Genomic DNA, 21,631 nt, shown 5'->3' with positions numbered 1-21,631 from the left:
GATGCGGAAAATGGCGCTGGCGGGCATGGCGGCATGGGGGATGACGGCGTCGGCGGCGATGGCAAAGCCGGACCTGCGGGTGGAAAGACAGATGTTCGTCGAACGTGTCCACACCGATATCAACGGCCGCCCCCGCCGCATCCTGGCCAGCGCCAGCCATGCCGCGCCGGGCGACCAGCTTATATTCGTCGTCCACTGGCGCAACGAAGGCAGCGAACCGGTGCAAGGCGTCGCGCTCACCAATCCCGTCCCACGCGGCGCGCTCCTGACCGAAGCCGATCCCTCGATGCAGGTGTCGGTGGACGGCGGCACACGCTGGGGCCGTCTTGAGGATCTCTGGCTGCCCACCCCGCTGGGTGGCACGCGCCGCGCCGTGCCCGCCGATATTACGCATCTCCGCTGGTCCATGCCCAGCCGCCTGTCGCCCGGAGAAACCGCGCGCCTCAGCTACCGCGCCATGATGCGGTGAGCACATTATCGCACCGTCATCCCAGCGAAAGCTGGGATCCCAGTCCAGAAGGCGCGCCTCATGGGGAGACGCCAGCTTTCACCGGCATGACGGTATACTGCTCCTCCACTAATCCGCGAACAACAGCACCGGCATCTCCAGCAACCGCTTGACCGCCTGCACGAAGTTCGCCGCGTCCCACCCGTCCACGACCCGATGGTCGCAACTGATCGACAGGTTCATCAGCTTGGCGGGCACGACCTCCCGCCCCCGGAACACTGGCCGCTCGATCACGCGATTGGGTCCGATGATCGCCACTTCCGGCCGATTGATCACCGGCGTCGTCGCCACCCCGCCCAGCGCGCCCAGCGACGTCAGCGTCAGCGTCGATCCCGACAGTTCCTCCGCCTTCGCCTTGCCAGACCGTGCAGCATCGGCCAGCCGCCTGATCTCGCTCGCCAGCTGCCAGATATTCATGTCCTGCGCGTCCCGGATCACTGGCGCCATCAAGCCCGCATCGGTCTGCGTCGCGATCCCCAGATGCACCGCGCCAAAACGTGTCACCACGCCCGCCTCACCATCATAGCGCGCATTCAGCATCGGAAAATCCGGCAATGCCCGGCACAGCGCGGCGATCAGCAGCGGCAGCATCGTCAGCTTCGGCCTATCGCCCCGCTCACCGTTCAACTGCGCCCGCATCCGCTCCAGTTCGGTGACGTCGATCTCCTCCACATAGGAGAAATGCGGAATATGCCGCTTCGACGCCGCCATATTCTCCGCGATCCGGCGACGCAGCCCGATCACCTTTATCACCTCGTCCGCGCGCTTCATGCGCTGTCCGGCGGGCCGATAGCCCTGCCCGGCGCGATAAAGCAGGAATGCATCCAGGTCCGAATGTCGGATATGGTCCCCGCTGGCTTTCACCTGGGCCAGGTCGATCCCCAAGTCCTTCGCCCGCGCTCTGACGGCGGGGGAGGCAAGCACCCGTTCTCCTGCAGGACCACCCCCGTTCGGGCTGAGCTTGTCGAAGCCCCCGTCTTGCCCTTCGACAGGCTCAGGGCGAACGGAGGATGTCATTATCTCGTTCAGCGGGTGAGGTTCAATTTCTCCCGCTCCCGGCGTCTCCGCCGCAATCTCCTCTTCAGAAGGCCGCTCACCGCCAGCAGCCTCCGCCTCTCCCTCAACCTCAATCTCCACCAGCATCGCCCCGATGGCGATCTGATCCCCCACTTCCCCCGCCAACCGCGTCACCACGCCTGCCACCGGGCTTTCCATCTCTACCGTCGCCTTGTCGGTCATCATGTCGGCGATAGGCTGGTCTTCCTCGACCCGGTCGCCGACCTTCACATGCCAACCGACAATCTCCGCCTCGGAAATGCCTTCGCCAATATCGGGCAGCCTGAACGTGAACAGCGCCATGGCCCTCAATCCCTCATGATCTTGTTGATGGCTTCCCGGATCCGCACCGGGCCGGGGAAATAGGCCCATTCCAGGCTGTGCGGATAGGGCGTGTCGAACCCCGTGACCCGCTCCACCGGCGCTTCAAGATGATAAAAGCACCGCTCCTGCACCAGCGCCGATAGTTCCGCGCCGAAACCGCTCGTGCGCGTCGCCTCATGCACAATCAGGCATCGGCCAGTCTTCTTCACCGAACCCTCTATCGCCTCGATATCCAGCGGCACCAACGTCCGCAGGTCGATGATTTCCGCATCTACGCCCATTTCCCTGACGGTGCTTTCAACGACATGCTCCATCGTGCCATAGCATAATATGGTCAGCGCCTCGCCTTCCCGCACAGTCCGCGCCTGCCCCAGCGGCACGCGGTAATAGCCCTCCGGCACCATCGCGCCCGGATGCCCGGCCCAGCTTTTTGCAGGGCGATCATATTGACCGTCGAACGGCCCATTATAGATGCGCTTGGGTTCGAAGAAGATGACGGGGTCATTATCCTCGATCGCCGCGATCAACAGCCCCTTGGCGTCGTAGGGCGTCGATGGGATCACCGTCTTGATGCCCGACACATGGGTAAAAATGCCCTCGGGCGACTGACTGTGCGTCTGCCCCCCGAAAATCCCGCCGCCAAAGGGCGACCGCACCGTCATCGGCGCGATGAACTCGCCCGCCGACCGGTAACGCAGCCGCGCCGCCTCGCTGACCAACTGGTCGAGCGCCGGGTAGATATAGTCAGCAAACTGGATTTCAGGCACAGGCCGCAGCCCATAGGCGCCCATGCCAATCGCGACGCCAATGATCCCGATTTCGGTGATCGGCGTGTCGAACACCCGGTTCTTGCCATATTTCGCCTGCAACCCAGCCGTCGCCCGAAAGACGCCGCCGAAATAGCCGACATCCTCCCCCATCACGACGACATCGGGGTCACGCTCCATCATCACGTCCAGCGCGCTGTTGATCGCCTGGATCATGCTCATCTGGCGGGATTCGGTGGCCGCCTCAGTCATGCCCGCGCACCTGAGTTTATTCTCGCCCTCGCCCCGGCAAAAACCGTCATCCCAGCGAAAGCTGGGATCTCCCTCCTTCCCGACGACCACATCTGCTTATGTCGCGCAGAGGCGCAGAGAGCGCGGACGGGGCTCGCCGTAGCCAATGAAAATCCTGACCACACAACGGCCCCAAGTCTCGAAAGACTGCCGTCGCCCCGCAAAACCCTCTGCGAACTCTGCGCCTCCGCGCGACCAGAAAAATTCCCGCCGCTCGCCCCGAACGAAGACGAAGGCCCCCACCCCCACCAACCCGTCATGCCAGCGGAAGCTCGAATCCCGTCCCCCCAATCCACAGGTCGGCACAAGGCAGACAGATCCCAGCTTCCGCTGGAATGACGGACACGAAAAACCCTCACAGCCCCGCCGCCTTCCACTCGTCCAGCATAGCTTGTTGCTGTTCCTTCAGGTGCCAGGGCATCTGCTCGAACACATCCTCGAACATCGTCTCCATCGGATGATGCAGCCCGTGCCCGAGTATCCCGTTCTTCTCCGCCTCCCGCGCGGCGTCGCGCACCTGCTCGGCCAGTTCCTTGTCCATCGCCGCGTGGCGATCCTCGTCCCAGATGCCCAGCGCAATGCAATGCTGCTTCAACCGCGCGATGGGATCGCCGAGCGGCCATTGGCTTCCCTCGTCTGCCGACCGGTAAGCGCCCGGATCATCCGAAGTGCTGTGACCCTCGGCCCGATAGGTGAAATGTTCGATCAGCGTCGGCCCATGATTGGCCCGCGCCCGGTCCGCCGCCCAGCGCGTCGCCGCATAGACCGCCAGCGCGTCATTGCCGTCGATGCGCAGCCCCGCGATCCCATAGCCGATGGCCCGCGCGGCAAAGGTCGTCGCCTCCGCTCCGGCAAATCCTGAAAAACTGCTTATAGCCCATTGATTATTAACAACATTCAATATCACCGGCGCACGATAGACGCTGGCAAAGATGCAGGCGGAATGAAAATCGCCTTCGGCTGTCGATCCCTCCCCGCACCATGTCGCCGCGATCCGCGTGTCGCCGCGCGCCGCGCTCGCCATCGCCCAGCCGACCGCCTGCGGATATTGGGTGGCCAGATTGCCGGAGATCGAAAAGAAACTGGCCTCTCGCGCCGAATACATGATCGGCAGCTGGCGGCCTTTCAGCCGGTCGCCCTTGTTGGAATAAATCTGGTTCATCATGTCGATGATCGGCCAGCCGCGCGCGATCAGCACGCCTTGCTGGCGATAGCTGGGAAAGCACATGTCATCGCTCGCCAGCGCCGCTGCCGCGCCGATGGACACCGCCTCCTCGCCGGTCGATTTCATGTAGAAACTGGTCTTGCCCTGCCGCTGCGCCCTGAACATCCGCTGGTCGAACGCCCGCGTCAGCGCCATCGCGCGTAACATGCGGATCAGCGTTTCGGGCGGCAGCTTCGGGTCCCACGCGCCTACCGCCTTTCCTTCCGCGTCCAGCACGCGGACCAGCCCATAGGCCAGGTCATGCATATTCGCCGGGTCCCCGCCCTCATCCGGGCGCGGCATCATCCCGGCCGCCGGAATCTCCAGATCGCTGAAATCGGCGACATCGCCGGGGCGGAAGCGCGGCTCGGGCACATGCAAGCGGAGCGGCGGCAGGTTGCGCCGCTGCTCCTGCTCATTTCCGGCCATCCCAGCGCCCGAATTGCCCCGGTCGCCCATCCCGCCTCCTACGCGCTTGCAACATTATTGCTTATCGCAATTATTATATTACAACGCCTTCAAAAGGCAAGAGTTCCGTTTTTCTCGCTATTTCATTCTCGATTTCAAACCGCCACCGGCGCCGAAATATGCTTCTGCGGCGTATAATCGACCACCTCGAAATCTTCGATCTTATAGTCGAAAATGCTCTCCGGCCGCCGGTTGATCTTCAATTTCGGCGCCCCGCCCGGCGTCCTGCTGATCTGCTCCTCAACCAGTTCGGCATGGTTCAGATACAGGTGAACGTCACCGCCCTGCCAGACGATTTCCCCCGGTTCCAGATCGCACTGCTGCGCCAGCATCCGGGTGATCATCGACAGGCCAAAAATGTTAAAGGCAAATCCCAGCCCCAGGTCACAACTGCGCTGAAACAGCAATCCGTTCAGCCGCCCGTTCGCCACCTGGAACTGATAGGTCATATGACAGGGCGGCAACGCCATCCGCGCCACCTCCGCGACATTCCAGCCGGTAAACAGCAAGCGCCGCGACCCCGGATTATTCCTGATCCCGTCGACCAGCTCCGCAATCTGGTTATGCCCCCTTTCCGCCCGCCGGTAGAGGCCATCCCCCACCGGCTCATAGCGGGGCCAGTTCACCCATTGCGCGCCATAAACCGGCCCCAGGTCGCCCCAGCGCTCGGCAAAGCCTGCATCTGCAATTATCCGCGCCTCGAAATCGTCGCGGCTTATCTCTTCCCCCGTCGCCTTACGATATGCATCCAGAGGCCAGTCGGTCCAGATGTGGACCCCTTGCCGCACCAGTTCGCGGATGCTGGTGTCGCCGGACAGGAACCAAAGCATCTCCCGCGCCGCCACTTTCCAATAAACCCGCTTTGTCGTCAGCAACGGCACCGCCTCGTCCCGCAGCGAAAAGCGCATGCTCGCGCCCAACAGGGAACGTGTCCCCACGCCCGTGCGATCGACCCGCTCATCCCCCTGCGTCCAGACCCGGCGCATCAGGTCCAGATATTGCTGCTCATAATGCGCTTCGCCGGGGGTGATGATGCTGGTCAAAGAGGTTCTTCCCTGTTGCGGCGATTCCGCATGTTTCCATGCCGCATCTAGCCGAGCGAGCGACCTCAAGCCAAATCCTGCTTTCGCTTCGGATCAATTTGATGGCCGTCATATCCATAGTGGATGCGGTTCGAGGTGGCCCCGCTCTACCGTAACACCATGTTGGTTGCATGAGTCCGACAGAAAGCACGCAATTCCTCCTCCTCGACAATGATGGGCGTCCCCTCCGCCGTGTCGCCGCCGATGACGGCTGGCGCCGCGTCGTGCGTGAACTGTTGGAGTTAGACAGCCAATGGCTCGTCATCGAACAGCGGCGCTTCGACGATCAGGCTCCCGTCCCCCGCTGGGATGACATACGACTGTCCCGCACCATTTCCCGCCGCCTTCGTCCGATGGATGTGAAGCTGGCCGATCATGTGATCCGGGGCAGCGGCGACCAGTTCAGCTTCCGTGCGGCGGGCCTGCTTTGATCATGACAAAAAAAGCGCCTCCAGCCGCTTGCCAGCCCGAAAAGCCCCCTCTATAGACCCCGCCTGCCCAGCGGCGTTGCAGAGCAATGCCGCTATCGGTCGGGGAGTAGCTCAGCCTGGTAGAGCACTGTCTTCGGGAGGCAGGGGCCGGAGGTTCGAATCCTCTCTCCCCGACCAATTCACCTATTCTGTCATAGCTGTAAAGCGGCTCGGTAGGCGCTGCGCGGCTTGCAACGCCCGGCGCGTCCAGGCCAACGCGCATCACCTTCATGACATGGTCAATGCAGCCGTCGCCCAGGCACAAAAAAGGGCGCGTCTCCGCGCCCTCCTTTGATCCCTGGTGCGACGGAACCGGCGTCACGCTTCCCCAAAGACGCGGCGGAAAATCGTATCGACCTGGCGGAAGTGATAGCCCAGATCGAACTTTTCCTCGATCTGCTCGGCCGGAAGGGCGGCGGCAACATCCGGGTCAGCCTTCAGAAGTTCCAGCAGTGATAGCTGGCCATCGGATTCCCACACCTTCATCGCATTGCGCTGGACATAGCGATAGCTGTCCTCACGCGACACGCCTGCTTGAGTAAGCGCCAGCAGAACCCGCTGCGAATGAACCAGGCCGCCCATCTTATCGAGATTCTTCATCATCCGCTCGGGATAGATAAGCAGCTTGTCGATCACGCCGGTCAGGCGGGCCAACGCGAAGTCCAGCGTAATGGTCGCATCCGGGCCGATATAGCGTTCCACCGACGAATGGCTGATGTCCCGCTCATGCCATAGAGCCACATTCTCCATGGCCGGCAGCGCGTAGCTGCGCACCATACGGGCCAGGCCGGTCAGGTTCTCGGTCAGCACCGGGTTGCGCTTATGGGGCATCGCCGAACTGCCCTTCTGGCCCGGAGAGAAATATTCCTCGGCTTCCAGCACTTCGGTCCGTTGCAGGTGGCGCACCTCGACGGCGAGCCGCTCGATCGAACTTGCGATAACGCCCAGCGTCGCAAAGAACATGGCGTGACGATCGCGCGGAATGACCTGGGTCGATACCGGCTCGATCGCCAGGCCCAGCTTGGCCGCGACATGTTCTTCCACACGCGGGTCGATGTTGGCGAACGTGCCGACAGCGCCCGAAATGGCGCAGGTTGCCACTTCCTCACGCGCTGCGACAAGGCGGGCGCGGCAGCGGCTGAACTCGGCATAGGCTTCTGCCATCTTGAGGCCGAAGGTGACCGGCTCTGCATGAATGCCGTGGCTGCGGCCAATCGTAGGCGTCAGCTTATGTTCGAACGCGCGCCGCTTGATGACGTCGAGCAGCTTGTCGAGATCATCGATCAGAATGTCGGCGGCACGAGAGAGCTGAACAGCAAAGCAGGTGTCGAGCACGTCGGAAGACGTCATCCCCTGATGCATGAAACGCGCTTCGTCGCCAACCTGCTCGGCTACCCAGGTCAGGAAAGCGATGACGTCATGCTTCGTCACGGCTTCGATCGCGTCGATGGCGGCCACGTCGATCACGGGGTTGGTCGCCCACCAATCCCACAGCGCCTTGGCAGCCGATTTGGGCACCACGCCCAGATCGCCCAAGACCTCGGTCGCATGCGCCTCTATCTCGAACCAGATGCGAAAACGCGCTTCGGGTTCCCAGAGGGCGGTCATTTGCGGGCGGGCGTAACGGGGCACCATCGGGCGAATCCTGATTGCTGATGAAGGGTCGCGCGCCGCCTAGCAGGCCAGCCAATGAAGGGCAAATTGAGCGACCGGAAGAGCCGCGAGCCGTCCATCGCAACGCTTTTCACCCCAAATCCCGCATCATCTGCGGACGAGATGAGGCGCTTGCGAAGATGAATAGAGGGGGATGAACGACCGTTCAGGAAACGCTCTTGCGACTTATGTATTGTTCGAATCGATCAGGGTTCGTCGCCCTGTCCGAAGGTGATTTAGGGAGATGTTGATGCTTCGTGGCTTGTTAATATCGGCGGCGCTGGCGAGCGCGTTGCCAGCGATCGCACAGGAAGCATCCAGCTCGCCCTCCGGCAATCCTCAAGCGGGATCGGCCATCCCGACACCCGCCCCCGCCGATTCCGTTGCTTCGATCGTGGATGCTGAATTTCCGGCCTATGATGCGAACAGCGATGGCGAACTCGACAAGGCCGAATTTTCGCGCTGGATGGTGGCGCTCAAGGATCAGGAAATGAAGAGCAGTGGCCAGAAATTGGCTCCTCCAGAAATCACGGCCTGGGCCGATGGCGCTTTCGCTACGGCAGACAAGGACAAGAGCATGGCGATAAGCAAAGCGGAGCTTATCAGCTATCTCAGTGGCGGCGAGGCGTGATGCAATAAGTGTCAGCCATCAGGCGGGCCTGATGGTCGCAACATGGGGCGGCGTGGAGCGAAGGCCATGCCGCCTCTTTTTTTGGATCAGCCGCGCTTCTTGTTAGCGTATAACAGCGCGGCAACGATTGCAGCAGATCCTATGCCGACCGCTGCGCCCGTCCACACGCTTCGGCCAGCTGTCTTGCGCGCTGCGGATGCCAGGTCCGGCTTTGGATTGGTTTCCGGGCCAGAAGTTCCTGCCTCGGGGGTATCTTTATCGGGTTTGCTCATAGTGACTTGAACTTATGCACAAAGGCAAAGCGGGAGGAAAGAAGGATAAACTTATTACCCTTCAAAAGTCCGGGAGCGTTTGGCGCGCTTCGCCCCATCCCCGCAACTCCAGTGACCCGGCTCGTTCAAGCAGTTGTGCAACATCCGCAATGGTGAAGGCAGCAGCGCGATCGACATCGTTGAGTTCGGCCCAACTGACGGGTGCCGCAACCGGGGCATTTTCACGCGCGCGCACGACATAAGGCAGCACGGCTGTGGCCCCGCGCTGGTTGCGTAACCAGTCGATGAAAATGCGCCCCTTGCGCTTGGCCTTGCTCATCGTGGCGGTGAAGCGATCGGGCTCCGTGGAAGCAAGCGCCCTCGAAAACCGGTCGGCGAAATCCTTTACCTGCGGCCATTCCGCATCCGGGGTCAGCGGGACGACAACATGCACGCCCTTTCCGCCCGATAGCATGGCAAAGCTGACCAGGCCGATATCTTCCAATGTATGACGAATATCGCGGGCAGCCTTCTTCACATCTTCGAAGTCGAGTCCTTCATCCGGGTCAAGATCGAAGATAAGCCGGTCCGGCTTCTCGACATTATCCACCCGCGATCCCCATCCATGGAATTCGATCGTTCCCATCTGAACGCAGGCGATCAGGCCGTCGATATCATCGACATAGAGATAGTCCTGTTCGCCGCCATCCTTCTCACGAATGGCGACATGCTTCACATGATCGCCAAAGCTGCCGCTGTCATGCTTTTGGAAGAAGCATTTCTTTGCCCGGCCCTGGGGACAGCGGACAAGGCTTATCGGTCTATGAGCAACCCATGGCAGCATGATCGCGCCGACCGCTTCATAATAGTCGGCAAGCTGACCTTTGGTCACCTTCGCTTCCGGAAAAATCAGCCGGTCTCGGCTAGACACCTGAACATCGCTGTCAATTTCAGGTGTGGTCATGGCCCGCTCCCTCGTGACATCACGCGCCTGCTTGTCTTCGCGCAGGCCAAGGAAACTGCCGTGGCGTACGACGTTTTCGCCGGTGAATTCGGCAAAGGCGATCTCCGCTACCAGGCGGGGCCGCACCCACTGCACATTTCGCCCTTCGGTGCGCGGCACCGTTAGAGGCGCGGACTTGCGGCTCAGCGCCTTCAACTGCCGGAGCAAAGCCTCACTGTTTCGAGCGTTAAAACCGGTTCCCACTTTCCCCGCATAGACAAGACCCTCATCGCCATTCTGCGCGAGCAGGATATTGCGCATTGAGCGGCCACTGGCGGAACTTGGCGTCCACCCGACAATGACGAATTCCTGCCGCCTTGTGCATTTGACTTTCAGCCAGTTCCTGGTCCGCGCGCCCCGATAGGGAGCATCGGCACGCTTTGAGATTATCCCCTCCTGCCCTGCCTCGCACATGGCGCGGAACAGCTTTTCACCGGCGCCGACGATATGGTCGGAAAAATGCAAGTGGGCGCTACCTTGCCCCAGCAGCGCAGCCAGCTTTTCCTTCCGAGCGATATTGGGAAGCCATGCCAGATCCTCTCCATCCAGCGACAGAAGATCGAAAGCAAACAGGTGAAGCGCCCCCTTGCCTTCGCCCTTCAAGACCTGCTGCAATGTGGAAAAATCGGGATTTCCATCCGCTCCCAAGGCGACGATCTCCCCGTCGATCAGGGCAGACGGCAGCCCCAGGCTCCCCACCTCCTGGGCCAGCGATGCAAAGCGGTCCGTCCAGTCGAGACCGGTGCGAGTAAAAACCTTTACGCGACTTCCCGCAACGCTCAGCAGACTGCGATAGCCGTCATATTTGATTTCGTGCAACCAATGGCTGCCTGTCGGGACAGCATCGACCAAAGTTGCCAGTTGCGGGGACTGAAACGCCGGCGGCTTCCCGCTCCGTCCTTTGATCGGGGCACGCGCGGGCGTCGCCTTCTGTGCCTTCGCCATGGCATCGTCGAACGTTTTCCCTCGCTTGCCTTTGAGGGAAATGGCGGAGGCGTTGGCGGCGATCTCGCTCATCGTCCGGCCACTCCTGATGCTCGTCAGTTCGCGCCCCACCAGATCCTCGGCAGGTCCGGCATAGGCGTCGTCGATCTTGCGAAGCAGCCAGTTTTCCCGCTTACCTTCACCCGCGCGGGGTTTCAGCCGGATGAGAAGCCATTCGCCCTTCATCCGTTCGCCATGAAGAATGAAGTGCAGATGCCCCTTGGCCAGGTCCTCGGCGCTCTTGCCGGGCACAGGCTCCCACCTCCCCTCGTCCCACAGCATCACCGTGCCGCCGCCATATTCGCCTTTGGGGATCGTCCCTTCGAAATTGGCGTAGGACAGGGGATGATCCTCTGTGCGGACCGCCAATCGCTTGTCGGCAGGATCAAGGCTTGGCCCGCGCGTCACCGCCCAGCTTTTCAGCACGCCATCAAGTTCGAGGCGAAAATCATAATGCAGCCGCGTGGCGTCATGCTTCTGAACAATAAAGCTGTTGCCGCGAGTGCGCCCCCGCTTGCCGGCCGGCTCTTTCGTCCGGGCGAAATCCCGCTTGCGATTATATTCCTTCAGGAGATCGGCCTGGGCCATGGTCAGGCTCGCTTACGCGCGGGAGCCTTGCTTGGGGTCGCTCGCCGGGCCGCAGGTTTTTTCGCAGCATTCCTGGCGGGCGTTTTCTGACCACTATCGACCGACTTTTTGAGCGCGGCCATAAGGTCGATGACATTGCCGCTTCGTTTGACGGGCGCATCGCCCTCATCCTCGATGATCCGGCGGCCCTTCGCCTTCTTCTTCTTTTCGATCAGCCTTTCCAGCGCATCGACATATCGGTCGTGGAAACTGTCGGGCTTGAACGGCGCGGTCTTCTTCTCGATCAACGCCTCGGCGAGGTCCAGCAACTCCGGGTCCGGCTTAACATCCTCAATTTCGCGGAAGTAGGATTGGGCCCGGTTGACCTCGTCAGCGTAGCGGAGCGTTTCCAGCACCATGCCGCGCCCGCACGGCTTGAGCGAGACGATATATTCGCGGCCGCGCATGGCAAGCTGACCAAGCCCGACCTTCTTCGCGCGGCGCAGAGCTTCCCGCAAAACGACAAATGCTTCTTCGGCCAGGTCGTCAGCGGGGACGACATAATAGGGTCGCTCATAATACAGGACGTCGATTTCGTCGGCATCGACGAACTGCGTCAGCTCAAGCGTCTTTTTGCTCTCCAGCTTGACCGCCTCGATCTCTTCAGGCTGGAGGAGAACATAGTCGCCCTTGCTCACCTCAAAACCTTTGACGATATCCTCGGGCTTTACAGGACCAAGGCCCGGCACAGTTTTTTCATACCGCACGCGCTTGCCGCTCGGCTCGTGAATTTGGTGAAATGAGATCTGAGCGCCCGACTTGGTCGCGGCATAGATTTCGACCGGTATCGACACCAGCGCCAGCCTGATCTGCCCCTGCCAATATGCGCGCGCGGCCATTTCTCGGATCCTCCTTGCAGATCAGAAATGCGCTCCTCCCGATAGGGTTCCGACGGGAGGAGCGCCGGTCCCCCGAAATAGCTCTACCGGCTCAACACGACGAGACGCTTCCGAACTGCGTCGAAATGGCCTAAGCTGCCTGAAATCAGCAGCTAGAGGACATGCCGAATGCAATTCCTGCGGACTGCCTTCTGGGTTGTCTTGGCCGTCGCGATCGCCCTGTTCTGCAAGGCGAACAACCGGCCTACCGAAATTAAAATCTGGGGCGACATCGTCTGGGGCACGCGTATCTGGTTTCCGATCGTGATCGCTTTCCTGGCGGGCGCCGTTCCCTTCTGGATCATGGCGCGCACAACACGCTGGCGTATGAAGCGGAAACTGGAGAGCACCGAGCGTGCGCTCGTCGCCGCGACAGCCGCGTCCGCGCCCGCTTCATTGCCCATTGCAAACACCGAAGAGATCTCGACGCCTCCCTCCTCCCTCCCCGCAACAGGAACAACATGAGCAGCCCGATATACGTCGCCATCGACACGCCCGACCTCACCAAAGCGCAGGATTTGGCCCGGCGGGTGCGCGGACATGTGGGAGGGTTGAAGCTGGGACTCGAATTCTTCTGCGCCAACGGTCATCATGGCGTACGCGAAATGATGAAGTTCGATCTGCCTATTTTCCTGGACCTCAAGCTCCACGATATTCCCAACACCGTCGCCAAAGCGGTTCAGGCGCTCAATGGGCTGGAACCCGCAATCCTGACTGTCCACGCAGCGGGCGGGCGAGCGATGCTGGAGGACGCGAAAGCGGCTGCGGGCGTCCATACCAAAGTTGTAGCGGTAACCGTCCTTACCAGCCTGGACAACAGCGACCTGAGCGACATCGGCGTGGGCGGCAAGGCGGAGGATCAGGTGACGCGCCTGGCCAATCTCGTCCGGGACGCGGGACTGGACGGCATCGTATGTTCGGGAGAGGAAGTCGCGCTGGCGAAACGCGCCTGGTCCGATGGCTTCTTCGTGGTGCCGGGCGTCCGGCCTGCTGGCGGGACGATGGGCGACCAGAAGCGGGCGGTAACGCCGCGCGAAGCCCTCGACAGAGGCGCATCCATTCTTGTCGTGGGGCGTCCGATCAGCCTTGCCGAAGATCCCGACCTGGCCGCGCGGGAAATTGAGGCGACCTTGTAGAAAGTAAGGGGGACAGGCTCTGCCAGTCCCCCCGAGTTAAATCAGAAACGCCAGCCTACGCTGGCCACGACCTGATGGCGATCGGTGTCGATGTCGAACTCGCTGCTCGTCGCGCCATCCATGAAGTCGATTTGCGCGCTGTCATATTTTGAATAGCGATATTCCACCTTGCCGAACATGTTCGGGGTAAAGGCGCGCTCTACACCGGCGCCAACACGCCAGCCATCGAGCTTGAACGACGTATCGGTGGTTTCGTCCGTGTCGCCCGCCAGAACGTTCAGCTTGGTGTTGGTATAGCCACCCTTCACATAGACGAGCGTGTTAGGGCTGGCGAGTATGCCCGCGCGCGCGCCGACATACAGGTCACGGCCTTGGCTCACACGTCCGAAACCGAACTGGTCGGTAAAGGGATTGCGGCTGCTTTTGGCTGTCGAGTCGGTAAACTCTCCTTCGATGCCAACGACAGCACTGCCTAGATTGAAATCATAGCCCGCGCCGACGCCATAGAGCAGGCCGTCGATCGACTGGTCATCATTGCCATTGTCATTATCTACACTGCTGCCTGCGCCGGTATGATCATAGCCCAGGATCGCTTCGACCCGAGGACCAGTGAAGGTCGTGCCGGCGTCTTGCGCCAGGGCGGGAGAGGCGACGGCCGATCCGGCCAACAGGGTTGCGACCATTATCTTTCGCATAGGGTACTCCATCCATCACTTACCTCCTTGAGGAGGAAGTGTAGAAAGTCCCGTGCGTCTGCGATGGTTGCATGAACCTCAGATAAACAGTTGAAAATGTGGCATTTAAGCAACGTCAATAGTCTTTGGATATACGCACGTTCGCGCTCTCCCGACCCAACGTCGAGATCGCAGCCAATAGAGAAAGCCACCGCGTGACCTGATATTCTATGTGTGTAGCCGAGTAGCCCTGGCCGTCAGTGATGAGTTCCACATAGGTCTTGCGCGTAAGATATTTCCCAGCTGCCAGCGACGTGCCCTGCCCCTGTGCCGGGTCCGCTGCGATAATGCGCAACCGGTCGAGTCCCGCCGCCTTGCGCACGGCATTGATCGGATCAAGCCCGCCGCCACCCTGCAATGATCCCACAGCGGATGCGAGTTGCAAGGCTTCGGGTGCCGACAGGTTGGTGATCGACGTTCCAAACAGTATCCGTGAAAGCAGTTCGTCCTGCGGCAGCGCGGGTATGCTGGTAAAGCTTATGACAGGTTTCAGACCCGTCCCGCCGACATGAATCACCGCCGTAAGGTCGTTGACGTTGGCCTCCGCATCGATGTCCAGCACAGGGTTCACCGGAGTACGGCCGTCAAACTGTATCTTGCCTTCGCGAAGGTCGAAACGGCGGCCAGCGAAGGTATATTCGCCGCGAACCAGCTGCGCCGTGCCCGCGATGGCAGGACTCGTCACGGTGCCGCTAATATCCAGATCGGCGCGCCATTCGCTGTCCAGCCCAAGCCCGGTGACGGTCAGGCGATTGCGAGCACGCGTCTTGATCGCCAGCGCCCATGGTCTCTTCGCGCGCGGGCGCTCAATTTCCTCACCATTTCGGTTGATTTCGGTAACGCGCAGCTCCGGAATTTGCGCTATGGCTGCGGCCCGGCCCAAGGTGAAGCGGCTCCGGTTGAGCAGCAGGTCGCCGCCAATGGTGCCATCGGCCCCATTCGATCGCAACGTGATTGGCCCGGTCACGGTTGCAGCGATATCATCCCGTTCCAGTAGGGCGGCGTTATCCGCCTGCAACCGCAATTCCATCGCCACACCAGCAATCCCGGCAAAAGTGAAGCTGCCCGCACCCGTGACAGTTCCGCCATTCTGGGCGTTGGCGGAAAAGCTCGACATGACAAGTTGTGCGCCCGAAAACTGGCCTCGCGCCTTCACATTATGCAGCCGCATACCGGTGACGGCACTGTTTATGGCGGCGTCATCGGTTGAGAGAGAACCTGCAATCACGGGGTTGCCCAGCGTCCCACGCGCGTCCGCAGAAGCGCTCACCGGGCCGGAAATATCGATGATCTCAACCCCGGTGAGGCGCCACAGCGTGTCTGCCGTGCCTCTATAACGCAGTTGCCCAAATAGCGGCGCCCGGTTCAACCGCTCCACAAGGCTGCCTTCCACGCCAAGCGGCGTCAGCAATATCTGGGCCCGGCCGATAGTCTGCCCGCCGACGGCGAACAACAAGCGCGCCGCCAGCCGATCACGTGTCAGGACTGCGTTGACCCCCGCATCGACCGGTCGGGAACTGAGCGACAATCCGGATCGGGATAGGCCCCGCACTCGCAGTTCCGCCTTTCCGACAGGCATCGCGCCGCGCGTGTGAACATAGCTGAGCGAGCCAGTGGCCGTGCCGCCCAGACCCAGATTGTCATACGCAATATCCAGCAGCGAAAGAGGCAGCTTCTGCATGCGTCCTTCGATGCTTGTCGTCATGCCGCTCAATTCTCCGCCGATTTGCAGCGATCCCCCCGCATAGCTGATCGTCGCGGGCGACAACCGCCAGCCATCAGCACTGCGGGTAAAGACCGCCGTGCGGGTCAGGCGGATCGAGCGCTTGTCGATCGTGCCGCGCGCTGCGACCCGGATCCGATCCGGTTCAACCTCGGCATCCCCCTGCAGGTCGAACAGGCGCCCTCGCTGGCCCGACGCGCTGGCTTTCACCGAACCCCGCCCGCCCACAAGATCGGCATTTGCAGCCAGGCGACCAATCAGCAGTCCGCCGACGCGCAAGCCGCGCGCCTGCACGGTAGCTTTGATCGATGTGCCTGCCGGATCGAGCAGAACCGTTGCGTCCAGCTTCCCGCGTCTCACCGCGATAATGGTTGGGCCCGCAAAGCTGGCGTCGGCCGCGTCCAGCTTGAGGACCAGCTGCTGCATCGCGTTCACCGGCGTAAAGGCGATGCTGCCTTTCACGGGGCCGGCCACAGCCAGTTGCCCGTCAAGGCCACCGGTGACCGGGCGCAAGTCCCCGCTTGCCGTCACCCCGGACGCAGCAAGTTGGGCAACCCTCACCACGGCTTGTCCCCCGGGGGGAAGCAGTATGGCGCCATTCCCCGTAAAGGCGCCCAGCGTCGATCCCCCTTGCGCCGTGAAGCTGTACCCTTCGCTATTGGGGTCGAGCTGTACCCGCATGTCGGTGACCCCCAGCGCATCCAGTGGCCGGTTCAGCAGCAGATCGACGGTCGGCCGCTCGATCCTGCCATCCAGTGTGAGCCGTAGGGGTCCGTATCGGCTATGGGTGCCACTTCCTTCGAAATGGAAGGTCCGGTCGCGACGGCGATATCCATTTGCCGAGACGCTGAGCAGCGGCGCTTCAAGGCGCAGCCCCGTGAACATCAGCTGACCGTCAGGCCCCAACGACAGACCGCTTTTGAGGACCGGGAGCCCTCCGCCCAGCCCTTGCAGGAAGCTGTTGTCCAACCGGCGCATCCTGGCCATCGCGCTCCCACTCAGGCTGAATGCGCCCTTTGGCCCCGGCACGGCCCGCAGCTTTGAGGTGAGATCGACAATGCCGAGACCGCGAATGAAAAGGCTACGTATCTGCCCGTCCAGTCCAAAGTCATATCGGCCGGTCTTGAGGTCGGCGAGCATCAGCAACTTGCCGTTCAGCTTGTCAGACCGAATCGTCATCGCATTGCTGACGATCTGCTGCCCCTTCAGTTGCAACATGCCATCCAGCATGAAATTGCGGACGATTCCCTCAAGCAGCTCGCCCTGCCCATCCAGTCGCCGCGCGCGCAGGCGAACAGGGATCAGTGTAGCGCCATTCTTCGCCTTGCGCCCTTTGCCGTCAGCGCGCACATCGCTGATGACCGTGCGGTCAAAGGTGAGCTGCCTGGCGCTTAACAGATATTCATAACCGAACGCCGAAAAGGGTCCATCGAGCCGTACCTTCGCCGCCACATCTTGCCCGCGCATCGACTTCAACAGCGCCTGCGGCCGCGTCAGCTTCACATCGAGCAATATATTGTCGAGCGCGTTGTTGCGCAGATCGATAGCGCCGTCTGCATGGATGTCGACAGCCGCCGAGCGCAGCGACAGGGTGCCATCGACCACCCTCTCCTTCAACGACCCGCGCGCCTTTATCGCGATGCGCGGCACGGAGAGCCGCTGTAGCAGTCCCTGCCCGGCAATGGCGGATGCCTCTATCGACCCGGTAGCAGCGTATATTCCGCTTCGTGCCGCCAAAGCCATATCGACCGCCGGGGAGCCATCCAGCGTAGCTGCAAGGCGGCCGTCCCAGCGGGTCCAACTGCCCTTGCCCCGGACGCGAAGATTGCCGTCCTGTCGCAATCCGGCCATCGCCGCCAGGACGCCGCCTCGCGGCGCGTTAAGGGTGACGTCGAGGTCGAAGCGATCATCATCGGGTCGGCTGTCCAGCGCGATGTTGAGAGCATCCTCTCCATCCAGCGCGCGCGCGGAGAGGTCGATGATCGCGCGTCCCCCGCGAATATCCGCATCGCCGGAAATAGTCGCGGTCTGCGCCCGCCCGCTCACCCCTTTGTCGATCAAAAGGCGGCCTACGGAAAACTCCATCAGCCGAATGTCGAAGCCGGGAAGGATCGGCCCTTCCTGCCTGGAGGGATTGAGCCGCGGCAATTTGTGGAGCCTGGCAACCGGGATAGCCAGCCGGTCAATGTCGAGCCGATTGGAAAGCCACGCCAGCGGCCACCAATCCAGTTCCACACGCGGCGCGGCCAGAAAAACTCCGTTGGGATCGGACAGCGTGACGCCATGCAGCACCGCACGCCGATATATGCTGCCTTCGATCCGATCGACACGTATGCGAAGGCCGGAAGGCGGGCTGATCCCGGCGATACGCGAGGCCAGGAACCGATGTCCTGCCGACGTATCGAGCCAGACAACCGCACCCGCAGTAATAACCAGCAAAAGGGCGAACAGTCCAGTCAGCCAGCGCTGCCACCCCGCATCCCATGCGCGGCGGCGCCTTGGTTTGTCCTGAGGCTGATCCTCCCCCATCAGAAGGCCTGCCCCAACGAGACATAAACAGCTATTCGCGGATCGCCCTTCTGCGGGTTCAACGGCGTGCCCACATCCACGCGGATAGGTCCAAAGCTGCTGTAATAGCGCACGCCCAGGCCAGCACCGATGCGCAGGTCGCGAAACCGCGGAAGGAAGCTGGTGGAAATATTGCCTGCATCAATGAAAGGCACGACGCCGAAATTGCCGAACCGTACGCGCGATTCCAGCGAGAATTCAGCGAGGCTCTTGCCGCCGATTGGATCATTATCGGCATCGCGTGGGCCAATCGCCTGATAGCCATAGCCCCTTACCGAAGCACCGCCGCCCGCATAGAAACGGCGGGACGGCGCAATCTGATCGACTGTCGAACCCAGGATAGTCCCGAACCGCGCCCGCGCAGCGAACACGATGCGATCGCCGACAGGTTGATAAATACTGCCGTCCAACTGGACGCGTGAATAACCAAATGTCCTGTTCTGGAAAGAAAGTTCGGGACTGAGGCGACCACCGAGCCGGAACCCGCTGGTCGGGTTCAAAAGATCGTCGCTGCCGTCATAGGTCAAACTGAGTGGCACTGCTGCGATGAGGAAGGTGCGCCTGCTGCCCCCGCTGAAAGCATCTCTTTCGTCCGACGCGATCAATTCAGTACCGACCCGCCAGACCCATTTTTTCTGGAACAGGATGTTGCTCTGCCGCTCCAGCGCGCCGGACAGGGTGATCGTCCGGGCGTCATAGGCATCGCGCCTGATGTTGCTGACCGAAAAAAGTCCGGTCAGCACATGGTCTCGCTTGCGGAAATTGTTGCGCCGATAGGTGAAGGACGCCGTCTGCTCCTGCGTGCCCAACACCCCGCGCAATGTAACCGCGCCTTCGGGCGGGAACAGATTTCGGTGCTGCCAACTGACGGCGGCGCGATAACCTTCGCCCGTGCCATAGCCCAGTTCCCCGGCGATCGTACGAAGCGGTGCTGGGTGGACATCTACCGCCAGATCGACATGTTCGCCGTCACCAGCGTCCTTGGGCGTCAACGTGACCGATGATACAAGTCCCGTTGCAACGATTGCACTCCGCAAATCCTCGACATCCGACGCCATATAGGGGTCGTTTCGATCAAAGCGGGCGATCCGCGCCACATGCCGGGCGCTGAACAGCTTTTCGTCATTCAGGATGATCGATCCGAAAGTCCGGTAGGCGCCCGGCGTCACGACGATGTCCAGATCGCCCTTGCGCTCTTCATGGTCGATACGGACCTCCGGTTCGCCGACCTGCGCGAAGGGGAAACCGCTTTCGAGCAGAGCGACCGACAGGGATTCCTGTTCCGCGAGAATGGCGTCGGCATCGACGGGGTCGCCAGAGTGGACTGCAAAGGCCTCCCGCAGCTTGGGTGCGCGTTCTCCTGCCGCAGACAGCCCCGGAAGATCGATGGAAGAGAGCAGATAACGTACACCCGGAACGATGTCGAAACGCACGCCCAACCGGTCTCCACCCGGCGAAGGTGGAGAAACGGAACTGCGGATGCGGGCGGCGTAATAGCCCTTGGCGCGCAGCAGGCGGTCGAGCAGTTCACTGTCTTCCTTGATGCGCCGATTTATCTGCGCAAGATTGGCTGGCTTCCCTTCGCCCTCTCGCAGGACCGACAATTCCTTGAAGCGGGTGTCGAACTGCACATCTGCAATCTGGTCGATACCGTTCAACTGCACCGAGTATCGCCGCTCTTCGCCCGAATCCGCGAAGTCCGTGACTTGATCCGTTTCCTCCTCAACGGGATCAGCCGCTTCCTCTTCCGGCGGCTGAGTCATATCGACGACATCTGCTGGATCCGGTTGCAGGGGCGCGACGGTATCGAACTGCTCCATATCCGGCCAATCCACACCCAGGTCCGGCATTGGGTCGAGTTGCATCTCGGGATCGGCGGCACTCCCCGGCGATGCAGCGGTTTGGGCATAAGCGGCCGGGGCCGCCAGCAAGAGCGGCAGGGCAAGAAGCCGGGTGGCTTGCGACATGGCTGATACGCGGCGCCAAGTCCGCAAGCCCGTGTTCATATCAACGGTCTAGCCCAAATGGGAAAGGAAGCGCCAGCCCGTATGGCAATGATCGCGCCAGGTCTTGCACAGATTTCAAAAGGCTGTGTTCAGCCGATCCATCAACGCGCGAGCCGGGCTGCTTTCCCGCTGACCACGCGAACCGGCCATCCGGTCCATGCGATCCTGCAGGCGCGCAACCCGGTCATAAAGGTCCTGACTCGCCTCGATGATTGCGCGCGCAGCAAAAGGGAAAGACGCCACGATCTCGGCATCCGTATTGGTCGCGCGGCCAAGCCGGTATTTTTCGTCCGCCAGGTCCGCGTCTGCGATCTCACCGCGCTGCCATGCCCGCTGACTCAGCAGCCAGGCGATTATGTGCATCAGCCGTGTCGTGACCTTGAGCGATTCGCATGCAAAGGAAACCCGGCGGAGGGGGTCTTCCAATTCCGGCTCATCCGTATCGCGCAGATCGAAATAGGCGCGCGCTTCGTCGGCCATGACCATGGCTTCCAGATAAAGGCCATCGACCAGGCGTCGATGCAGGCCACGGTCAAGAGTGACGGCACGAGACATAGGCCGAATCACTGACATAAAAGCGTACGCTTGTCAGTCCCGACGCGCGCGTTTCCGGTGAGATTGTCTCATTCAGGGCCGGTCTGACCGAAGTTAACCAACAATCGGTCAATAGCCTTCAAGCGATGATGTCGGGGACGAGCGCATCTTCGAGCAGAGCGATCTCGTCACGCAGCCGCAGCTTGCGCTTCTTCAGGCGTGCAACCTGCATCTGGTCGCGGCCTCCGCTTTCGACAAGCGCGGCTATGGCGTCATCGAGATCGCGATGCTCGACCCGCAGCAGTTCCAGCCGTCGCATGATGTCTTCCCGGCTCACCCACTACCCACTTTCAGCCATTTGCGGACGGCCCCTGATAGCCCGGCATGCCCAATCGGACCATCGCAAATTTGCGCGCGACCTGTCGCAAAGCCCGATTCGCGGAAAGACAGAGCGATTGAATTATGATCTACTCATTCGTCCATTACCCTCATCAGGAGAATGTCATGGAAAATAGCCACATTTCAGCTCTTTCGGCCAAGCATGCAGGGCTTGAGGCGCGAATTAAGGCGGAGTCGAGTCGGCCGATGCCGGACGCGATTCTGGTCGCCTCGCTCAAGAAGCAGAAATTGCGGCTGAAAGAGGAAATGTCGCGAAACTGATCCGACATTGAGAGAGGGGCGCGGCGTAGCCAGGCAGGCCGCCCGCCCTTCCCTTCCCTTCCCCTACAGGAAA

The 21,631-nt window shown here is 61.4% G+C and carries 19 protein-coding genes and 1 tRNA gene; 7 read left to right on the top strand and 13 right to left on the bottom strand.

The window, feature by feature from the left end:
- Window position 1: 1 nt before the first annotated feature.
- Window positions 2–469 carry a DUF11 domain-containing protein gene (locus B6S01_RS13625; RefSeq protein WP_037463394.1) on the top strand — a complete coding sequence of 156 codons (468 nt, stop codon included), beginning with the start codon at window positions 2–4 and terminating at the stop codon, window positions 467–469.
- A gap of 108 nt (window positions 470–577) precedes the next feature.
- Here B6S01_RS13625 and B6S01_RS13620 read toward each other — a convergent pair whose 3' ends face one another.
- From B6S01_RS13620 to thyA, 4 genes are all read right to left on the bottom strand, one after another.
- Window positions 578–1,867: a dihydrolipoamide acetyltransferase family protein gene (locus B6S01_RS13620; RefSeq protein WP_037463310.1), complete on the bottom strand. Its 1,290-nt coding sequence runs from the start codon at window positions 1,865–1,867 to the stop codon at window positions 578–580.
- Window positions 1,868–1,872: 5 nt separating this feature from the next.
- On the bottom strand, window positions 1,873–2,877 hold the full coding sequence (locus B6S01_RS13615) for an alpha-ketoacid dehydrogenase subunit beta (RefSeq protein WP_037463312.1): 1,005 nt from the start codon (window positions 2,875–2,877) through the stop codon (window positions 1,873–1,875).
- Window positions 2,878–3,301: 424 nt separating this feature from the next.
- On the bottom strand, window positions 3,302–4,609 hold the full coding sequence (locus B6S01_RS13610) for a 3-methyl-2-oxobutanoate dehydrogenase (2-methylpropanoyl-transferring) subunit alpha (RefSeq protein ID WP_037463314.1): 1,308 nt from the start codon (window positions 4,607–4,609) through the stop codon (window positions 3,302–3,304).
- 104 nt (window positions 4,610–4,713) lie between these two features.
- A complete protein-coding gene (gene thyA / locus B6S01_RS13605) occupies window positions 4,714–5,604 on the bottom strand; it encodes a thymidylate synthase (protein ID WP_051908067.1) in 891 nt (296 codons plus the stop codon).
- Between the two features lie 227 nt (window positions 5,605–5,831).
- On the opposite strand from thyA, the gene B6S01_RS13600 reads away from it, so the two are divergent.
- Together B6S01_RS13600 and B6S01_RS13595 are read left to right on the top strand one after the other, a co-directional pair.
- Window positions 5,832–6,131 (top strand): JAB domain-containing protein, encoded by a 300-nt coding sequence (locus B6S01_RS13600; protein WP_037463316.1) that lies wholly within the window; start codon window positions 5,832–5,834, stop codon window positions 6,129–6,131.
- 100 nt (window positions 6,132–6,231) lie between these two features.
- A tRNA-Pro gene (locus B6S01_RS13595) sits at window positions 6,232–6,308 on the top strand.
- Between the two features lie 180 nt (window positions 6,309–6,488).
- Here B6S01_RS13595 and purB read toward each other — a convergent pair.
- Window positions 6,489–7,805: an adenylosuccinate lyase gene (gene purB / locus B6S01_RS13590; protein ID WP_037463318.1), complete on the bottom strand. Its 1,317-nt coding sequence runs from the start codon at window positions 7,803–7,805 to the stop codon at window positions 6,489–6,491.
- A gap of 268 nt (window positions 7,806–8,073) precedes the next feature.
- On the opposite strand from purB, the gene B6S01_RS13585 reads away from it, so the two are divergent.
- The gene (locus B6S01_RS13585) at window positions 8,074–8,454 is read left to right on the top strand and encodes an EF-hand domain-containing protein (RefSeq protein ID WP_037463397.1); all 381 of its coding nucleotides are present in this window, start codon (window positions 8,074–8,076) and stop codon (window positions 8,452–8,454) included.
- Window positions 8,455–8,540: 86 nt separating this feature from the next.
- Here B6S01_RS13585 and B6S01_RS22005 read toward each other — a convergent pair whose 3' ends face one another.
- The 3 genes from B6S01_RS22005 to ku form a co-directional block, all read right to left on the bottom strand.
- A complete protein-coding gene (locus B6S01_RS22005) occupies window positions 8,541–8,726 on the bottom strand; it encodes a hypothetical protein (RefSeq protein WP_081570418.1) in 186 nt (61 codons plus the stop codon).
- A gap of 61 nt (window positions 8,727–8,787) precedes the next feature.
- On the bottom strand, window positions 8,788–11,280 hold the full coding sequence (gene ligD, locus B6S01_RS13575) for a DNA ligase D (RefSeq protein ID WP_037463320.1): 2,493 nt from the start codon (window positions 11,278–11,280) through the stop codon (window positions 8,788–8,790).
- 2 nt (window positions 11,281–11,282) lie between these two features.
- A complete protein-coding gene (ku, locus tag B6S01_RS13570; RefSeq protein ID WP_037463322.1) occupies window positions 11,283–12,158 on the bottom strand; it encodes a non-homologous end joining protein Ku in 876 nt (291 codons plus the stop codon).
- A 168-nt stretch (window positions 12,159–12,326) separates the two neighbouring features.
- Here ku and B6S01_RS13565 point away from each other — a divergent pair, with 168 nt between their 5' ends.
- Window positions 12,327–12,662: a hypothetical protein gene (locus B6S01_RS13565; RefSeq protein WP_037463324.1), complete on the top strand. Its 336-nt coding sequence runs from the start codon at window positions 12,327–12,329 to the stop codon at window positions 12,660–12,662.
- Window positions 12,659–13,333 carry an orotidine-5'-phosphate decarboxylase gene (gene pyrF / locus B6S01_RS13560; RefSeq protein ID WP_037463326.1) on the top strand — a complete coding sequence of 225 codons (675 nt, stop codon included), beginning with the start codon at window positions 12,659–12,661 and terminating at the stop codon, window positions 13,331–13,333. Before B6S01_RS13565 ends, pyrF begins: the two co-directional genes overlap by 4 nt.
- 41 nt (window positions 13,334–13,374) lie before the next feature.
- Here pyrF and B6S01_RS13555 read toward each other — a convergent pair whose 3' ends face one another.
- The 5 genes from B6S01_RS13555 to B6S01_RS13535 form a co-directional block, all read right to left on the bottom strand.
- Window positions 13,375–14,028 (bottom strand): outer membrane protein, encoded by a 654-nt coding sequence (locus B6S01_RS13555; RefSeq protein ID WP_037463328.1) that lies wholly within the window; start codon window positions 14,026–14,028, stop codon window positions 13,375–13,377.
- 115 nt (window positions 14,029–14,143) lie between these two features.
- Complete coding sequence (locus B6S01_RS13550; RefSeq protein ID WP_037463330.1) at window positions 14,144–18,319, bottom strand: translocation/assembly module TamB domain-containing protein; 4,176 nt, start codon at window positions 18,317–18,319, stop codon at window positions 14,144–14,146.
- Window positions 18,319–20,325, bottom strand: a complete 2,007-nt coding sequence (locus B6S01_RS13545) for an autotransporter assembly complex protein TamA (protein WP_407695204.1) — start codon at window positions 20,323–20,325, stop codon at window positions 18,319–18,321. Before B6S01_RS13545 ends, B6S01_RS13550 begins: the two co-directional genes overlap by 1 nt.
- A gap of 114 nt (window positions 20,326–20,439) precedes the next feature.
- Window positions 20,440–20,919, bottom strand: a complete 480-nt coding sequence (locus B6S01_RS13540) for a DUF1465 family protein (RefSeq protein WP_037463334.1) — start codon at window positions 20,917–20,919, stop codon at window positions 20,440–20,442.
- Window positions 20,920–21,037: 118 nt separating this feature from the next.
- The gene (locus B6S01_RS13535; protein ID WP_037463399.1) at window positions 21,038–21,217 is read right to left on the bottom strand and encodes a YdcH family protein; all 180 of its coding nucleotides are present in this window, start codon (window positions 21,215–21,217) and stop codon (window positions 21,038–21,040) included.
- Window positions 21,218–21,402: 185 nt separating this feature from the next.
- Here B6S01_RS13535 and B6S01_RS13530 point away from each other — a divergent pair, with 185 nt between their 5' ends.
- Window positions 21,403–21,558, top strand: a complete 156-nt coding sequence (locus B6S01_RS13530; RefSeq protein WP_081570468.1) for a YdcH family protein — start codon at window positions 21,403–21,405, stop codon at window positions 21,556–21,558.
- Window positions 21,559–21,631 lie beyond the last annotated feature (73 nt).

Source organism: Sphingobium herbicidovorans (assembly GCF_002080435.1).
Classification (GTDB): Bacteria; Pseudomonadota; Alphaproteobacteria; order Sphingomonadales; family Sphingomonadaceae; genus Sphingobium; species Sphingobium herbicidovorans.
The sequence above is the reverse complement of the archived record's forward strand: the minus strand, read 5'-3'. Positions and strand labels throughout refer to the sequence as shown.

Excerpts from the sequence above, each read along its gene's own strand:
- B6S01_RS13535 (WP_037463399.1), bottom strand. The coding sequence starts at position 21,217 with ATGCGACGGCTGGAACTGCTGCGGGTCGAGCATCGCGATCTCGATGAC.
- B6S01_RS13625 (WP_037463394.1), top strand. The coding sequence starts at position 2 with ATGCGGAAAATGGCGCTGGCGGGCATGGCGGCATGGGGGATGACGGCG.
- B6S01_RS13620 (WP_037463310.1), bottom strand. The coding sequence starts at position 1,867 with ATGGCGCTGTTCACGTTCAGGCTGCCCGATATTGGCGAAGGCATTTCC.
- B6S01_RS13565 (WP_037463324.1), top strand. The coding sequence starts at position 12,327 with ATGCAATTCCTGCGGACTGCCTTCTGGGTTGTCTTGGCCGTCGCGATC.
- pyrF (WP_037463326.1), top strand. The coding sequence starts at position 12,659 with ATGAGCAGCCCGATATACGTCGCCATCGACACGCCCGACCTCACCAAA.
- B6S01_RS13550 (WP_037463330.1), bottom strand. The coding sequence starts at position 18,319 with ATGGGGGAGGATCAGCCTCAGGACAAACCAAGGCGCCGCCGCGCATGG.
- B6S01_RS13585 (WP_037463397.1), top strand. The coding sequence starts at position 8,074 with ATGCTTCGTGGCTTGTTAATATCGGCGGCGCTGGCGAGCGCGTTGCCA.
- ku (WP_037463322.1), bottom strand. The coding sequence starts at position 12,158 with ATGGCCGCGCGCGCATATTGGCAGGGGCAGATCAGGCTGGCGCTGGTG.
- B6S01_RS13545 (WP_407695204.1), bottom strand. The coding sequence starts at position 20,325 with ATGTCGCAAGCCACCCGGCTTCTTGCCCTGCCGCTCTTGCTGGCGGCC.
- B6S01_RS13600 (WP_037463316.1), top strand. The coding sequence starts at position 5,832 with ATGAGTCCGACAGAAAGCACGCAATTCCTCCTCCTCGACAATGATGGG.
- B6S01_RS13615 (WP_037463312.1), bottom strand. The coding sequence starts at position 2,877 with ATGAGCATGATCCAGGCGATCAACAGCGCGCTGGACGTGATGATGGAG.
- B6S01_RS22005 (WP_081570418.1), bottom strand. The coding sequence starts at position 8,726 with ATGAGCAAACCCGATAAAGATACCCCCGAGGCAGGAACTTCTGGCCCG.
- thyA (WP_051908067.1), bottom strand. The coding sequence starts at position 5,604 with ATGCGCCGGGTCTGGACGCAGGGGGATGAGCGGGTCGATCGCACGGGC.
- B6S01_RS13530 (WP_081570468.1), top strand. The coding sequence starts at position 21,403 with ATGGAAAATAGCCACATTTCAGCTCTTTCGGCCAAGCATGCAGGGCTT.
- B6S01_RS13555 (WP_037463328.1), bottom strand. The coding sequence starts at position 14,028 with ATGCGAAAGATAATGGTCGCAACCCTGTTGGCCGGATCGGCCGTCGCC.
- purB (WP_037463318.1), bottom strand. The coding sequence starts at position 7,805 with ATGGTGCCCCGTTACGCCCGCCCGCAAATGACCGCCCTCTGGGAACCC.
- ligD (WP_037463320.1), bottom strand. The coding sequence starts at position 11,280 with ATGGCCCAGGCCGATCTCCTGAAGGAATATAATCGCAAGCGGGATTTC.
- B6S01_RS13540 (WP_037463334.1), bottom strand. The coding sequence starts at position 20,919 with ATGTCTCGTGCCGTCACTCTTGACCGTGGCCTGCATCGACGCCTGGTC.
- B6S01_RS13610 (WP_037463314.1), bottom strand. The coding sequence starts at position 4,609 with ATGGGCGACCGGGGCAATTCGGGCGCTGGGATGGCCGGAAATGAGCAG.